Raw genomic sequence first — 16332 nt, 5'->3', positions numbered from 1 at the left:
ATTTTTTCACTCAGATTTGCATGGTGGAGAGCTGATATCGACTTAAAATATCCACGAGTATTAATGTATCACATGATAAGTGAACATTTGCCAAAAAACGCTTCAAAATTTAATAGACTTCGTGTAAAGCCAAAAGAGTTTGAAAAACAACTTGCTTGGCTTAAGGAAAATGGATTTAAAAGCTATTTTTTAAGTGAAATTTCAAGCGAACTACCTGAAAAATCAGTAATTATGACATTTGATGACGGTTATAAAGACAACTTAACAAACGCACTACCGCTTCTTAAAAAGTATAACTTTAAGGCAAATATTTTTATCGTTACAAATCGTTTTAACCGCGACTGGGCTCACGATAGAGATACCGCAAAGTCAAGTAGTGAGTTAAATAATGAAGAGATGCTAAGCGATGATGAGGTTAAAATTTTGCTCGATAGCGGACTTGCAGAGATAGGCTCGCACACACTTGACCACGTAAATTTACCAAGTCTAAGCGATAGCGAAAAAGAGCTTCAAATGTCAATTTCAAAGCAAGAAATCGAGAAAAAATTTGGCATAAAATGCGAGACTTTTGCCTATCCATTTGGTTTCTTTGATAAAAGTAGCGTGGAGATAGCCAAAAAACACTATAAATTTGCCACTACTACGCATAATGACGTATATAAATCAAGCTATAATAATCATGAAATACCACGTATTATGATTAGCGGTAGGGGTGGGATTTTAAATTTTATACTAAAGATAAAAAAGGGGCGAGATAGATGAAAATTTGCTACTTTATCTGCTCAAATATCTTTGGTGGTGTAGAAAATATCGTGATAAACACACTAAACGAACTTAGCAAAACCGATGAAGTGGCTCTTATTACACCAAAAAACTGCTCTTTTAAAGATAAGCTTAGCAAAAATGTAAAGCTCTATGAGTATCAAAGTTTTGATAAAAGGTATAATCCATTTTTGTATCTAGAAATAGCAAAAATAGCCAAAAACTACGAGCTTATCCATACACATGGAGCAAAGGCGACGCAGATATTTTATATCATAAATAAATTTTTAAATAAAAAATTTGTAGCCACAAAACATAATATAAGAAAAGGTAAAATTTTTAACCGAACCAAAAATGTCTTAGCTGTTTCAAAAGAGGTGGCAAATACGATAAAAAATGAGAGTAAAGTCATATACTTTGGTATCAAAAAAATAGATATTGTGCCAAAGAAACTAACTGATAAGTTTAGTATGGTAAGCGTGGGTAGGCTTGATCCCATAAAAGGATTTGCTGAGCTTATCAGCTCTGTTTCAAAGCTAAATTTTGAGTATAAACTTTACATTGTCGGAAGTGGAAAAGAGGAGCAAAACCTAAAAAATCTCATAAATGGTCTAAAATTAAACGATAAAGTCGAGCTTTTAAGTTTTAGGGATGATATAAAAGAGATTTTAAATGGCTCAGGTATGCAAATCATATCATCGCGTAGCGAGGGGCTACCAAACACGCTTTTAGAGGGTATATTTTACTCGAATTTACTTATATCAACAGATGTTGGCGGGATAAAAGAGATACTCGAGCCTAAATTTTTATTTGATATAAACGAATGTGATAAAAAACTAAAAGAGATAAAAGAAAACTACGGCTTTTATAAAGATGAGTTTTTAAAATTTGCAAAACCTATGCAAGAAAAACTTAGTTTTGAGAAGTATTTATATGAATTAAAAGAGTATTACAAGGAGGTAAAATGAGCCTTAAAATAGTGCATTGTAGTATATTTAACGAATATGATGATGGAAATTTCTTTTATGGTATGGAGAGAAAAATATCACACGGACTTATACAAAATGGACACTTTGTATATGACTTTAGCTACCGAGATTGGGAGCGAAATTTAAGATTTTTAGGTATAAAAAATAGTGGCTTAAAAAAGATGAATAATAAACTTATACAAATTTGTAAAAATTTAAAGGCTGATATTTTGCTTCTTGGTAAGGCTGAAAAGATAGATAGGCAAACTCTAAAAACCATAAAACAAGAGCTTCCAAATCTAAAAATAGCACAGTGGTACGTGGATCATCTAAAAGAAAATCAAAATTTCTTTAATAATTTAAATGAAGTGGATACATTTTTTTACGCAAACGCCCTGCCATTAAAAGATCTAAGTCTAAAATATAAAGATACAAAATTTTCATTTTTCCCAAACATATCAGATGGTGCGTTTGATAGACACCAAGACACAGCAAAAACTACTGATGTGATATATATAGCGAGAGACTATAAAGAGGATGTGAGATATAAATTTGCGACACTTCTTGATGATTTTTGCAAAAACAATGGTATAAATCATAAAATTTATGCAAGCCTTGGCAATAAAGATGTATTTGGCAGTGGGTTTCACGAGGCTGTTAATAGTGCAAAGATAGCTATAAATTTTAATAGAGATGATGAGCTTGAAAGTAAAAATGCAAAGAAGCTACTAGGTGCTAGCGATAGGATGGCGCAGTTTATGGGGTGTGGAGTTTGCACTTTTAGCCCTAGGATAGATGGTTTTGGGAAGCTTTATGAGGATAAAAAAGAGATAGTTTATTTTGAAAGTCCTGATGATTGTTTTGATAAAATAAAAGAGTATTTGAAAGACGATAAATTTAAAGATATAGCAAAAAATGGACAAGAAAAGACACTAAAAATAGCAAATGCAAAAAGGGTAGCAAAATTTATGATAGAAGCACTGCAAAATGAAAATTTCAGTGAAGGCTACGAGTGGCGTGAGTATATCTATAAAAATGGAGAGCTGATATGAAAATTTTACACACACTTCACTGGGTGCAGTTTGCTGGGACTGAAAAGGTTTGTGTGGATATTTGTAATGAGATGTCAAAAGACAATGAAGTATTTTTGCTAACACAAAAGAAGATAAAACCATATATAAACGATAGTGTAAATTTGGTGGAATTTGACTTTGAACAAAATAGATATAATCCACTTTTTTTATATAAAACAGCTCAAATTTTAAAACAAATCTCCCCTGATGTAATCCACTGCCACAATACAAAAGAGCTTGAGATAATGTATAATGCAAGACTTTTTATGTCTAAAAAAATACCTATCATCGCCACAAAACATACACTAAAAGCAAAAAAAAGATACGAAAAAGCTGATCTTTGTGTGGCGATACTTGAGGATACGAAAGAGATACTAAAAGAAAATTCTATAATTATCAAAAACGGTATGTATGAAAAAAAGACAAATCCTATGCTAAAATTAGATACTTTTCATATAGTTTCTGCGGCAAGACTTGATCCTGTTAAAGGTATGCAAACCATCATAAAGGCTGTTTCGCTTTTGGATTTTGATTTTAAATTTAGCATTTTTGGACAAGGCGAACAAAGAGCAGAGCTTGAAAAACAGATTAGTGATTTGGGCTTAGAAAATAAAGTTAGCATTGTTGGGTTTGTGGATAATTTACAAGATTATTTGGCTAGTTGTGATATTCAGATTATTGCTTCAGTATTTGAGCCATATGGACTAACAGCTATTGATGGTATTTATTATTCTCCGCTTCTTATCTCAACTAAAACTGGAATTTGTGCTCAAATTTTGCCAGATGAGCTTATTTTTAAAAATACAGCAGAATCATTGGCAGATAAACTTACAGAAATTTATAATAATTACAATCATTTTGTGGATGTATTTGCAAAAGTTAAAACTAGAAAAGATGAGTATAGTATAGAAAAAATGGTGCAAAAATATATGGATGCATATAGGGGTTTGATAAAATGATTTGGATTTTAGTAATTTTAGCTGTTTTTATCGGTTTTTCACTCCGATTTAACTGGTGGCGCAAAAGCGAGAGCTTTTATCATGCTAGAGTGCTTATGTACCATAGTATAGCTGAGCATAAGGGCGAAAAATTTGATAAGTGGCGTGTGAAGCCTGAGGATTTCGAGAAACAAATATCATGGCTAGGCAAAAATGGCTTTGCAAGCTACACGATAAGTGAGTTATGCGATCTCAAAGAGCTTCCACAAAAATCCGTTTGCATAACATTTGATGACGGATACGCTGATAACTTCACAAACGCCTATCCTATACTTAAAAAGCATGGCTTTAAAGCGACTATTTATCTAGTGCCAAACCAAGAGACTAACCACTGGGAGCAAAAAAATACAAAATATATATCTCGTATGCTAAGCGGTAATGAAATTTTAAAGATGGGTGATATAGTGGAGTTTGGCTCACATACGATGTCACATCTAAATTTAGAACGTGCGAGCCTAGGAGAGGTCAAAGACGAACTGATAAAATCAAAACAAGCAGTAGAAAACATAACTAAAAAAGAGTGCAAGGCGTTTGCTTATCCTTACGGCAAATACAACGATGATATAGTTCGTCTCACAAAAAATGCTGGATATAAAAATGCTACTATCGTAAAACGAGGTGTGTTTAAGGCCGGTGATGATAAATTTGAGATAAAACGTATCGGTGTGCTTGGCACTGAGGGCTTTTTTGACTTTTGGCTGAAATTTCATAAAGTAAGGAATAAACTATGATAAAAGCCTCGGTCTATATCATATGTAAAAACGAAGAAAAACATATAAGAAGAGTACTTGAAAGCGTCAAGGACTTTGATCAGGTGGTCATCGTGGACAGTGGCAGTACGGATGATACTTTAAATATTGCTAAAAGCTACACGGATAAAATTTATCATAGAGATTTTACTGACTATGCTGATCAAAAAGAGTATGCAAAAAATTTATGTAAAAATGAGTGGGTGCTAAATCTAGATGCGGATGAAGAGCTATCATCTGGACTAAAAAATGAGATAGAGCAAACTATAGTAAATAACGATGCTGACGGGATAGAAGTACTGATATCAAGTATGTATCTAGGCTCTTTTAATAAATATGGTAGATTTATCAAACGAATACGCTTTTTTAAAAAAGATATGGGAAGCTACCCTAAAAAGCTAGTGCATGAGAGTATAAATTTTAATGGTAGGGTCAAAAAAAGTAAAAATTTTATATATGACTACGGAAGTAATGAAATTTCAACTCATATAAATAAGATAAATAGCTACTCTGGTTTAAGGGCGGTTGAAAAATTTGAAAAAAATAAAAAGTCATCTTTTTTAAAACTGGCGTTCTTGCTGCCCATTGCATTTTTTAAATCATATTTTATAAGGCGAAATTTTTTAAATGGCAAAAAAGGTTTGATAGTGTCCATAAATTTGGCTTTTTATGCTTTTTTAAAAGAAGCAAAGCTTTATGAATTTGAAATACTTAAAAAATAATATATAAATCAAAATACCAAAAATTAGTGCCTAACAAATAGGCACTAAAATATTTAAGAAATTTTCTTTTGTTTTGGTCTAAATACCTTCATTACATTTTCATCTGTTTCGATAAAAGCCCCTTCGATAAGGTCTATGCAGTATGGCACAGCAGGAAATATCGGCTCAAGGCACTCTCTTATAGCTTTTGGCTGACCCGGTAAATTTATGATTAAAGATTTACCGCGAATGCCGGCAGTCTGCCTTGATAAAATTGCCGTTGGGACATATTTCAAGCTTGCCGCTCTCATTAACTCCCCAAAGCCCGGCATCATCTTCTCACATACATCTTCAGTTGCCTCAGGAGTTACATCTCGCACTGCAGGACCGGTTCCGCCTGTTGTTAAGATAAGACTACATCCAAGCTCGTCTGACATATATTTAAGGCGCTTTTTGATAAGTTCGGGCTCATCTGGTATAACCTCGTAAAAATACTCGCATTCGCTTACTATCCATTCACCAAGCACTTCTTTTATAGCTGGTCCTGATTTGTCCTCATATGTTCCGTCACTCGCCCTATCGCTAAGTGTTAAAATTCCTATTTTTACTTTCATATAATCTTCCTATTTATAAATTTTATTTAAAATTTCAGCCACCATATCTTTATCTATCGTTTCATAGCTTAAAAGATATTCGGCTATAGCTTCAATTTGCGTATCAACACCCTTTAAAAAGCTTACCACTTCCTCTTTTGCTTGCAAAAGTATCTGCTCGACATCCATTTGATTTGGAACAAAGGAGCTCCCCATTCCGTATTCAAAGATCATTTTTTGAGCGATATCTTTTGCTAAATTTAGATCATTTTTAGAATTTGAGAACAGATCATTTTGATCAAGCTCAAGCTTGCATCTGCCTGATAAAAATACCTTGATACGAGCTAACATTTGGGATTTTGACTCTATCTCTCTTTCAACGCCTATAAAACGATCCTCTACTAAAGAAATTTTTTCAAATCCAACGTCAAACCAATACGCACTTAACACCTTTGCCGCCTGATAAACAGCTTGTATCTTTTTTTCGCTTTCGGAGTAGCTTAGGATTTTCTTTTTGCCAAGTAAAACCTTGTTTGAAACAGCCTCAAAGTCTGATATATCTATACTTGTTTTATTTTGCCTTAGCGCACTTATAGCAGCTTCATTTACCAAGGTAGAAAGAGCCGCTCCGCTAAATCCTACACTCATTTTAGCTATCTCATTTACGTCGACATTGCAGCTTTTTCCGTTAAGATATGCTTTAAGTATCGCCACCCTATCCTTAAAATCAGGCATAGAAAGAAAAATCCTCCTATCAAACCTTCCGGATCTTAAAAGCGCCTCATCTATCATCTCCATGCGGTTTGTTGCAGCTATGACTATAACGCCCGAGTTATCTTCAAAACCATCCATTTCGGTTAAAAGCTGGTTTAGCGTAGCTTCACGTTCATCGTTTCTACTGCCTCCCCTACTCTTGCCGACAGCATCTATCTCATCGATAAAGATAATAGACGGTGCATACATCTTAGCTTTTGAAAAAAGCTCTCTAACGCGTTTTGCACCCATTCCAACATAAATTTGAACAAAGCTAGCACCGTTTTGATAAAAAAACGGCACATTTGCCTCTCCTGCTACAGCTTTTGCAATTAAAGTTTTACCTACTCCAGGAGGTCCAACCATCAAAACGCCCTTTGGCATCTTTACACCAAAGCTTTTGTATTTTAGTGGATTTTTAAGAAAATCGACAATCTCGCTAAGTTCTATTTTGACCTCGCTAATGCCTGCCACATCGCTAAATTTCACGTTTGATATAACAGGAACGCCAAAAGAATTTACAACACTTTCGACATCATAAACAGGCTTTTTTTCTTGTTCTAACTCTTTTTTTCTAAATCTAACAAACAAAAACATTACAAAGAAAAGCACAAAAGAAACTATAAAAATAGTAAAAATTTCACTCACTGATATGTATCTTTCCTTTTGTTCTATCGGCACCTTTTTTATGAGTTCTTTTACGTCTATGCCGTCTTTTATGATTTTATATTTATTGTTTTGTGCATAGATTATTACTTCGTTATCTTCTATAACTGCTTTGTCGATAAAGTCTCCGTCAAGAAGCGCGCTATAAGCATCATATCTTATCGTTTTTGGCTCTTTTAAAAGTGCAAATCCTATAAGCAAAAGTAGCAAAATCAAAACAATGACTACTATATTTTTTTTATTAAATTTAAAATTAAATTTTTGCATAATTTAATTCCTCTTCTATCTCATAATCCTTAAGCCAAAGCCACTCTTTTGATATATCGCGTTCTGATTTGATCTTAATTTTATTATAAAACTGATCAAATCCTTCGTAAAATTCATTGTTTTTTTGTTCAACCAAAACGCCAAGTTCTACTTTATGTTGCTTTCTAAATTCTAAATTTTTCTGCCTTGTTATCTCTTTTAGTGTATTTAACCTGACTTTAGCTATATCGCCACTAACGTCCACCTTCATAGTTGCCGAATGTGTATTAAAACGCGGTGAATAAACAAATGCATGCAGATGAGTAAGCGGAAATTTCTTGAAATTTTCAAGCCCTTCATCCCATATCTCTTCACTCTCGCCGGGATGTCCGACTATATAATCCGTTCCAAGCGCAAATCCAAGCTCGCTAAGCTCATAGAATAATTCCAAGTCACGCAAGGCTTCATTTCTTCTGCGCATGATACGAAGCATTCTTTCGCTTGTATGTTGAAGTGCAATATGAAGATGTTTTTCTAGCCACGGCTCGTTTAAAATTTCTCTAAAACTATCATCTATCTGGCTTGGCTCAATACTACCAAGCCTGATGCGCTTAATGCCTGAAATTTTACCCAAATTTGCAAGAAGAGCGCCAAGCGAACTGCCTGTATCTTTGCCGTAACTGCCTATATTTGTCCCTGTCAAAACAAGCTCGTTATAGCCGTTTTGAGATAAAATTTTAGCCTCGTTTAAGATATTTTGCTCATCCATGCTACGTGCTTTACCACGCACGCTAGGGATTATGCAATAACTACAAGAAAAGTTACAACCTTCTTGAATTTTTATAAAAGCTTTTGTGTGATTTTCGTAATTTGTAACGATATCTCTGTCTATGGACTTTAAATTTCCAAGCTCAAAAAATCTACCTTGCGAATTTAAAAGCGTGTTTATATTTGCTTTTTCACTAGCTCCTATCACGCCAAAAATTCCATTTTTATCAAACAGCTCTTTGCCTTTGCTAACAGCTCCGCAACCTGTTAAAACAACCTTGGCACCACGTCTTCTTACACTATTTATATAAGCTCTTACGCCACTATCTGCGCTATTTGTTACAGTGCATGAGTTTATGATAACAATATCTGCGCTATCTTCGTCGTTTGTTATCTCATAGTCTTTGATGTATCTTTTCATAAGCTCAGTGTCGTAGATATTTGTGCGACAACCGAATGTTTTAAAAAACACCTTTTGCATTATATCCAACTACTTTCATTTTCAAGCTCGCTATGTGGGCTTGGGTCTTGTTTTTTGCTTAGATACATGGTTTGCGTAGGGTAAGCTATCTTTATATCATCCTCCTTGTTAAAAGCGTCTATGATCTCGGCACTTATCGTGCTTCTAAGAGCAAGTGCTGCGTATGAATTTGTCATATACCAACTTGAGATATTTACTCCGTAAGGCTCAAAAAAAGTAAAAACTTTCGGCTCTACGTTTGGATTTTTTATGCTGTATTGACTGCGTAATTTTGTCATTTGGCGCTTTGCGATATCGGTATATCCTTTTGAGTATTTTCTAACTATACTTTTTGCTATATAGACAGCTTTTTTATGGTTACTATCAAAGCTAAGCACGATATCTATGCCATCCCAAACAGTCTTCATGCCGTAGTGAGAGTAGTTTGCGATAAGATCGGTAAATATATAATTATTTGGTATAAAGACGATTCGTCCTGCACGACGATTTACTTTATATGTCGTATATGTTACATCCTCAAAAACAGTCATCCTAAGAAGAGAGATGTCGATAATATCACCAGTAAATTCAGAACCGTTATGTAGCACTCTTATCCTATCTCCAACGTGTATCGAGCCACCAAACATTATCACCATCCAGCCAAGCATACTCATAAACATATCTTTCATAGCAATAGCAATACCAGCTGACGCAAAACCAAGCACAGTAACGATATAAGTTACGTTTTCTATATATGCAAACAAAAGTATAAGTATAATAAGCGTAACGTTTAAAAAGTTTAGAAATTTATTTACCGTATAAAAACGCTCATTATCAGTTATCGTTCTTTTGGCTATAAATTTAGCCAAGAACGAAAGTATGATCGTTGCTATCAACCAAATCGTGATATTTAACATGCTAAAAAATTGCGCTTTTATATCATTTGTAGCTATACTTATCGCCTCGTCGGCTCTTTTGCCATATACACTAAATGTCGTTTGTGCGATCTGTTTTGCTGCGCTTAGTTCTGAAATTTCTTGTCTTGTTGAATAGAGTAAATTTCTATTCTCCTCACTATTATCAAGATCAAGCATAGCAACTAAAAGCTTTTCTTTCTCATCAAGCCTAGATAAAACCATGTCAAGTTCAAGTATATGACGAGAGTATTCGTCTTTATTTGTTTTTACTTTTTTAATATAAGAAAACCCTGAGATAAGAGCGATCGGGTTTATGATACGTGGTGGATTTTCTACTTCAGGTGCAGCAAGCATGGCTGAAAATGGTGTCTTCTCATACTCTTTTAGTAAATTTACCTGCTCTTTTAAGGTCTCTATCCTCTTTGCAGTATCGCTAGTCTTACGAGAATTTTTATCCATCTTTTTTATGGCAGCTTCGCCTTCTTCCAACTCAGAAAGCAATTTTTGGTATGTGTTGTAGTTTGCGTATCTAGTTATCCACGCATTACCTTTTAGCAAGCCGTCTATGGCGTCTATTTGTTTTTGCACTTCAGTGATCTTAAGTGAAATTTCAGAGTCTTGAACGGATATAGTGGAGTTATCTTCCGCACAAGCAAAAACAAAAATAGAAAATAAAACAACTAAAAATTTCATTTAAATTCTCTTAAAACTTTTAAAACATCACTTTTTGATATGTTATCTTTTATAACCGCATTTCCAATGCCGTCTGCAAGGATAAATTTTATCTTGCTATTTTCACTCTTTTTATCAAGGAAAAATGCGTCGCAAAATAGTTCTTCGTCATTTATCTTATAGCTTGTCGGCAAGTCAAATTTTAACAAGAGCCTCTTAACTCTTTCAACCTCTTCTTTACTCATTAAACCCAAGTGCAAAGCAAGAGCATTTGCCATGTTTATACCGATGGCAACAGCTTCTCCGTGAAGATAGGTTTTATAGTTTGTTTGGTTTTCTATTACATGGGCAAATGTATGGCCATAGTTTAAAACAGCCCTTACGCTTTTTTCTTTCTCGTCGTCCATAACAACATTTGCTTTTATGCCAACTGCTTTATATATTAAATTTGCTAAATTTTTTTCATCGTTTAAGTCAGCATTTTCGAGCCACTCAAACATCTCTTTGTCAAATGTTACAGCCATCTTGATAGCCTCAGCTACGCCTGCACTAAACTCGCGCTTGGCTAATGTTTGTAAAAATTTACTTTCACAGTAAACCGCTTCTGGCTGATAAAAAGAGCCGATCAAATTCTTTCCAAATTTATTATTTACTCCGGTTTTTCCGCCTACACTTGCATCAACCTGAGATAAAAGAGTGGTTGGGATGTTTATAAATTTTATCCCTCTTTGATAAATACTAGCCACAAAACCCACCATGTCGCTTATTACGCCACCACCAAAAGCTATTAGCGTGCTACTTCTATCAAGACGGCTTGTAAACAATTGCTCTAAGATGCTCTCAACCGTAGTTAAATTTTTATACTCTTCGCCGTCAGGAACAGTAACTATAAAATAATCATCGCACTTTAAGACATCAAGAAGTCTTTTAAGATGAAGTCCCGCGACTTTTGGATTAGTTACGATCGCAACTTTTCCTTTTAGCTCTATGCGCTCAAGCTCATTTATATAAACCTTATAGTCATGCTCTTTTTGTTTTAATCTTAAATCTATTTGCATATTTACTCCGTATTTATGGATATTTTAGCCAAATTCTTTCAAATTTAAGTAAATTTTACACACTTGTAGGCACAAAAAGCTGTGCATTGTTACTTAATTTTTTATAAAGTCTATTCATGTCTCTTGACATAAAGGCAAAAGGGCTTGAGGTAACGATATTTTCGTTAAACACCACAAAATGCAACAGATCTTTGCTTTTTTTTAAAGCTATGATAGGATTTTTGTCTTTGCTACTCTCTATGGTTATACGTCTTGAAAATAGGTTGCTTATACTTTCAAAATGCTCTGTCAAAGCGTCTTTATCGCTATTTTGGCTATCAAAATGATAAAATTTCATATCAAGACTAAGCTGCGCGCAACAGTCCATTATGACGGCGGATTGATTTTCGATCTCTTGACTCTCTTCTCCAAGTATAACACCCTCTTTTACCTGTTTTAAGTCTAGCTTGCCCGTCTTTAAAACAGGTAGTTTTAGCGAGTAGAAAAATTTTTGAAATTTAAAGAAATACTCATCATCGCTAACGATCATACCGACATCTAATTTAAAAATTTCTTGTTTTATATAAGCTAGATCCTGTGAGAAATAATCCAACAAAACGCTTATTTTTTTATCTTTTATGCTTTTTAGCATATCTAAATTTTTGCCCAAAGTCGGATTTAAAACCTTAAGTATCAAGCGCTTATTATTTAGCTTAGAATTTAAGAACAAGCTATCTTCTATAAGCTTTGCAACTCGCTCTTTACTCATTTCATGCATGTCTATTATCGTATAGATATTGTTTCCAAAAGGGCTTGGAAACTGTCCCGGCTCACGTTTTATAGAGCGATAAACATTTTGCAAAACGTTAGGATCGCCAACTATTAAAAGCGTATCGTTTGGCTGTATCATCACGCTAGGCTTTGGAAGTATTATCTCGCCCATACGATAAACAAGCGAAATTCTCCACCTTTTTTGCTGAATGGCATTTATATGCCTATACATATATGCACTGCCGATAGGCACTTTTACTTCCATTATCTCGCCCTCGCCAAGACCAATGTTGTCAGCCAAAACAGGAACATCAGGCATACAGTCCATCAAGCGAGAAGAGACGATCTCCCTTACATCTTCAAATTCCAAATGCTTATCCGAGCTTATGCGCTCTTTTTCCTCTTTTGTAAGCTCCCATATATTCATAAAAACAAGCTCTGTCCTAGTACTTATTTTTCTTAAATTTTCATAAGCAGCAAATGCATCGGCTTTGTTTTGCATGACTATTAGAAACTGACTAAAATAGCCATCAGCAACACCTTTTAGCTTAGAAAAGCTTGTCGGATCAAAATAATAAAAACTAAAATTTTCAAGATTCATATCATCTGATATGATCCCGTTTTTTTCGATAACGATCGTATAGTGATGAGATACGGACTTTGCTTTTAAAAGTCTTTTAATAAAATTTTCAGCAAGTATTCCGTCTGCTATTATTAAAATTTTTTTCATAAATACTCCCATTAAAGGCGGCATTATAGCAAAACGGACTTAATCTATCACAATTTCAGACAAAAGCGTATCGATCGCTATATTGACGGTTTTGTTTATAGTTTCAAATACTGTTTTTGAGCTAGGATCCGGACAAAAAAGTTCTTTGTTTATTATCCCTGACTTTATCGATCTTGAGGCGTTAAACAGTTCATAGGCCATCGTTACTTCAGCCTTATCGCCTCTTATTTGAAGTGAGATTAAATTTACCTTTAGCCTGCTGTCATTTGTGCCTGGTGCAAAAACAGGAGATAGACCGCAGTTTGAGTAAACCCCTTTCACAAGCGCTTTGTATATCATCTCACTTGGCATAGCTACAAATTTTGCATCGTCTAAGTATCTTATCTTATTATTTTCGGCAACGATTAAAATTCTCCTACTATCTACTAGATCAAGCGCACTTACGCTATCTATGTAGATATTTTTAGAAGCATTTTTAACTGCCCTGCACTCCTTGTTTGAGTAGTAAATTTCATACATATCCGGTTGCGCAACCGTTGTTTTTATCGAACAACCGCTTAAGATTATCAAAGATACAAGGGCTAATGTAAATTTTCTCATTTCACTCTCCATTTTGTTTTTTATTTTCTACATCTTTAAAGAAAAATTCATAAGGGTTATCTTCCAAACGATAAAGCGCACCTCTAAATTCTCTTAATGTTTTTTGAAAATCACTTAGAAATTTAGTCGCCTCAAGCATGGTTGGGCTTAGCGCATTTTTAAGGTCATACTCGCCGTCTTGTAGCTTTTGTCTTAACAGCTGTTGCAAAGAGGAAAATTCTTTCGCATTTTTGTCAGCAGAAACCACAAAAGAATTTGAACTGTCAACAAGCCCGTTTAAATTTGACACAAGTTCTTTTATCTGTGCTTTTTCAAAATCGGATGTTATGTTTTTTAAATTTTCCACCATGACTTTTGCATTTGCCATGCTCTCTTTATCATTTAGCTCTTTAGTGAACGCATCGATGTTTTCAAGGATCGACTGTAAGTGGGCCATATTTTTATCAGAGAAGAAATTATCAAGCTTATCAAGGCTTTGACTTAGCTTTTCTGTGATATTTTGAGCGTTATTTCCAAGCTTTGAAAACAAACTAGCCTCAAGTTCTAAAACCAAACGTTCATCCTTTTTAAAGTCTTGTGTTCCACGACTTATGTTTATCGTTGCAACTCCACTTATAGGATGAAGCTCGATACTTGCCACACTGTCTTTTTTAATAGGTAGATCATCTCTAATCTTTAGTGTTATTTCGATTAAAGCACTGCTATCTTTTACAAAGTCGATCCTACTAACACTTCCTGCGGGAACTCCTATAAATTTAACCAAAGAGTCAGCCTTAACACCGCTTGGAAGCTCGTTTGTCCTTATATAGTAATTAACATAATCAAGCTTCGTGTCGTTATTTGTCATCCACCAGATAAATACGGCAAGTGCGCTAAGGCAGGTTATAAAAAACATACCGACTATGGTATAGGAATTTCTATTTTCCATTATTTTTTCCTTGATTTAAACAACTCTTCAAGAGGGTTTCGATCGGCTTTTTCAAGCTCACTTAGTGTTCCCTCAAAGGCGATTTTTTTATTTTCTATTATCAAAAAACGATCAAGTATATCAAAGATACTGTCTGCATCGTGAGTAACCATAACAACCGTAAGCCCAAGCGAATCCCTCAAATCCCTTACAAGAGAGTCCATTTGACGTGAACTAACGGGATCAAGTCCGCTATTTGGCTCATCTAAAAATAAAACTTTAGGGCTAAGCACAAGAGCTCGCGCAAGTGCAGCACGTTTTTTCATACCACCGCTAAGCTCACTTGGATATAATGAAGCCGCCTCTTTTTTAAGGCCTACCTTTTGTATCCAAAACATCGCGATCTCATCTATCTGTCGCTTGCTAAATTTAGAGTATTCAACCAGCATAACACCGACATTATCAAGTATCGTCATAGAGCTATAAAGCGCACCAAACTGAAACATCGTCCCGCTTTCAAGCTTTATCTTAGCTTGTGTTGCGATATCACTTTTCCACATATTTACGCCATCAAAGTAGATATCGCCCAAATTTGGCTCTTTTAAATATATCATCGTCTTCATAAGTGTTGTTTTGCCGCTACCGCTACCACCCAAAAAGCCGTAAATTTCAGCCTCCTTGATACTCCAGCTGACATTATCGTGCATTATACGTTCGCCGTAACTTGTCGTGATATTTTCACCCCTAATAATATCTCTCATATCTCTAACCACATAAAAATTATCGCAAAAAACGCATCAAGCGCTATAACCCAAAATATCGCATTTACAACACTTATCGTAGTCATCTCACCAAGACTTTGAGCGCTTTGACTTACTCCAAACCCTCTCATGCAGCCAATTATCGCTATGACTGCACCAAAAAACGGTGCTTTTATCATACCGACTACAAAATGCCGAATTTCGATCATATCTTTAAACCTAGCAAGATAGTCGTTAAAGCTTATATCTAGCAAATTTTCACAAACTAACATCTGCCCAAATATACTAACCGCATCAGTGATAAAAATTATCACAGGCAGGCACAAAACCATAGCTATAATACGAGGAAGAACTAGAAAATTAAACGGTTTAAAGCCCATCGTTTTCATCGCATCTATCTCTTCGGTTAGCTTCATAACGCCTATTTGAGCAGTAAAGCTTGATGCCGATCTACCTGCAACTACGATAGCTGCAATAAGCGGAGCGACCTCACGAAGAGTCAAAATTCCCATTATCTCAACTATAAATATGCTTGCTCCAAAATTTGCAAGCATGGAACTTCCAAGATAAGCAAGTACTACACCTATCAAAAATGCGGTCAAAGATACGATAAACACGGCATTTACGCCGGCGTCTTTTATGTAGTTACTAAATTCTTTAAACCTAAGCTGAGTGGGGTTAATTAAAATTTTAAGAGTTTTGATGATAAATTCACCCAAAAATGCAGAAAATTCCAATAAATTTAAAATTCCGTCGCAAATTTTCTCACCTAAACGAGCGAAGAAATTTAGCTTGTTTTGAGCGGGGAAATAACTTGTGTCGATATTTTTATCATTGACTAAATTTAACATGGCTTTGATTTTTGGATTATTAACTTTTATATCGTATTTTTTGTTTTTAATGCTATTCTTAAGTAGGATCAAAACGGAGTAATCCACCCTTTCAAGCTCCGTCATATCTATCTCGATATCGCCGTTAAATTTTGATAATGTTAAAAAAATAGGTCGTAAATTTTTCGCATCTTTATAGCTCACATCTTCTTTAAAAATAAGCTTAGCCAAGCTCTGGTTTTTTGTAAAAACGATACTTTGTGAGTTTGACAAAAATTTTCCTTAAAATGCGATAATTAGGTTTTAAATTTTACTTTAAAACCTATAAAAGCAAGATAAAATTTCAAAATAAACATTTTTTTGCTAAAAT

General features: G+C 34.6%; 16 protein-coding genes. 6 read left to right on the top strand and 10 right to left on the bottom strand.

The annotated features are described in order from the left end of the window. Positions 1–72 precede the first annotated feature (72 nt). The 6 genes from CCAL_RS04260 to CCAL_RS04235 are packed head-to-tail and all read left to right on the top strand — an operon-like array spanning position 73 to position 5272. Complete coding sequence (locus tag CCAL_RS04260; RefSeq protein ID WP_169936010.1) at positions 73–762, top strand: polysaccharide deacetylase family protein; 690 nt, start codon at positions 73–75, stop codon at positions 760–762. After that, the gene (locus CCAL_RS04255) at positions 759–1730 is read left to right on the top strand and encodes a glycosyltransferase (RefSeq protein WP_169936013.1); all 972 of its coding nucleotides are present in this window, start codon (positions 759–761) and stop codon (positions 1728–1730) included. Before CCAL_RS04260 ends, CCAL_RS04255 begins: the two co-directional genes overlap by 4 nt. Beyond that, the gene (locus CCAL_RS04250; protein ID WP_172285066.1) at positions 1727–2782 is read left to right on the top strand and encodes a glycosyltransferase; all 1056 of its coding nucleotides are present in this window, start codon (positions 1727–1729) and stop codon (positions 2780–2782) included. Before CCAL_RS04255 ends, CCAL_RS04250 begins: the two co-directional genes overlap by 4 nt. Further along, positions 2779–3762: a glycosyltransferase gene (locus tag CCAL_RS04245; protein WP_170015994.1), complete on the top strand. Its 984-nt coding sequence runs from the start codon at positions 2779–2781 to the stop codon at positions 3760–3762. The genes CCAL_RS04250 and CCAL_RS04245 overlap by 4 nt, the downstream gene beginning before the upstream one ends. Beyond that, positions 3759–4532, top strand: a complete 774-nt coding sequence (locus CCAL_RS04240; RefSeq protein WP_172285065.1) for a polysaccharide deacetylase family protein — start codon at positions 3759–3761, stop codon at positions 4530–4532. Before CCAL_RS04245 ends, CCAL_RS04240 begins: the two co-directional genes overlap by 4 nt. Further along, the gene (locus tag CCAL_RS04235) at positions 4529–5272 is read left to right on the top strand and encodes a glycosyltransferase family 2 protein (RefSeq protein ID WP_169938460.1); all 744 of its coding nucleotides are present in this window, start codon (positions 4529–4531) and stop codon (positions 5270–5272) included. Before CCAL_RS04240 ends, CCAL_RS04235 begins: the two co-directional genes overlap by 4 nt. Positions 5273–5325: 53 nt before the next feature. Here the strand turns inward: CCAL_RS04235 and mog are convergent, their stop codons facing one another. The 10 genes from mog to CCAL_RS04185 are packed head-to-tail and all read right to left on the bottom strand — an operon-like array spanning position 5326 to position 16235. After that, entirely contained in the window at positions 5326–5865 is a 540-nt protein-coding gene (gene mog, locus CCAL_RS04230; protein WP_170016986.1) for a molybdopterin adenylyltransferase, read from the bottom strand. A gap of 9 nt (positions 5866–5874) precedes the next feature. Further along, positions 5875–7530: an AAA family ATPase gene (locus tag CCAL_RS04225; protein ID WP_170016988.1), complete on the bottom strand. Its 1656-nt coding sequence runs from the start codon at positions 7528–7530 to the stop codon at positions 5875–5877. Further along, positions 7517–8761, bottom strand: coding sequence for a tRNA (N(6)-L-threonylcarbamoyladenosine(37)-C(2))-methylthiotransferase MtaB (mtaB, locus tag CCAL_RS04220; protein ID WP_236860504.1), 1245 nt, complete (start codon positions 8759–8761; stop codon positions 7517–7519). The genes CCAL_RS04225 and mtaB overlap by 14 nt, the downstream gene beginning before the upstream one ends. Beyond that, positions 8758–10347 carry a mechanosensitive ion channel domain-containing protein gene (locus CCAL_RS04215; RefSeq protein ID WP_170016992.1) on the bottom strand — a complete coding sequence of 530 codons (1590 nt, stop codon included), beginning with the start codon at positions 10345–10347 and terminating at the stop codon, positions 8758–8760. Before CCAL_RS04215 ends, mtaB begins: the two co-directional genes overlap by 4 nt. After that, on the bottom strand, positions 10344–11384 hold the full coding sequence (gene aroB, locus CCAL_RS04210) for a 3-dehydroquinate synthase (protein ID WP_170016994.1): 1041 nt from the start codon (positions 11382–11384) through the stop codon (positions 10344–10346). The genes CCAL_RS04215 and aroB overlap by 4 nt, the downstream gene beginning before the upstream one ends. 55 nt (positions 11385–11439) lie before the next feature. After that, positions 11440–12864, bottom strand: coding sequence for a COG3400 family protein (locus CCAL_RS04205; protein ID WP_170016996.1), 1425 nt, complete (start codon positions 12862–12864; stop codon positions 11440–11442). Positions 12865–12903: 39 nt separating this feature from the next. After that, positions 12904–13464: an ABC-type transport auxiliary lipoprotein family protein gene (locus CCAL_RS04200; RefSeq protein ID WP_170000157.1), complete on the bottom strand. Its 561-nt coding sequence runs from the start codon at positions 13462–13464 to the stop codon at positions 12904–12906. A 1-nt stretch (position 13465) separates the two neighbouring features. Then, positions 13466–14392, bottom strand: a complete 927-nt coding sequence (locus CCAL_RS04195) for an MlaD family protein (RefSeq protein ID WP_170016998.1) — start codon at positions 14390–14392, stop codon at positions 13466–13468. Further along, positions 14392–15132: an ABC transporter ATP-binding protein gene (locus tag CCAL_RS04190; RefSeq protein ID WP_170017000.1), complete on the bottom strand. Its 741-nt coding sequence runs from the start codon at positions 15130–15132 to the stop codon at positions 14392–14394. The genes CCAL_RS04195 and CCAL_RS04190 overlap by 1 nt, the downstream gene beginning before the upstream one ends. Further along, on the bottom strand, positions 15129–16235 hold the full coding sequence (locus CCAL_RS04185; RefSeq protein ID WP_228026759.1) for an MlaE family ABC transporter permease: 1107 nt from the start codon (positions 16233–16235) through the stop codon (positions 15129–15131). Before CCAL_RS04185 ends, CCAL_RS04190 begins: the two co-directional genes overlap by 4 nt. Positions 16236–16332: the final 97 nt, after the last annotated feature.

Origin of the sequence: Campylobacter sp. RM6914, from assembly GCF_004803835.1 — a bacterium.
Classification (GTDB): Bacteria; Campylobacterota; Campylobacteria; order Campylobacterales; family Campylobacteraceae; genus Campylobacter_A; species Campylobacter_A californiensis.
The sequence above is the reverse complement of the archived record's forward strand: the minus strand, read 5'-3'. Positions and strand labels throughout refer to the sequence as shown.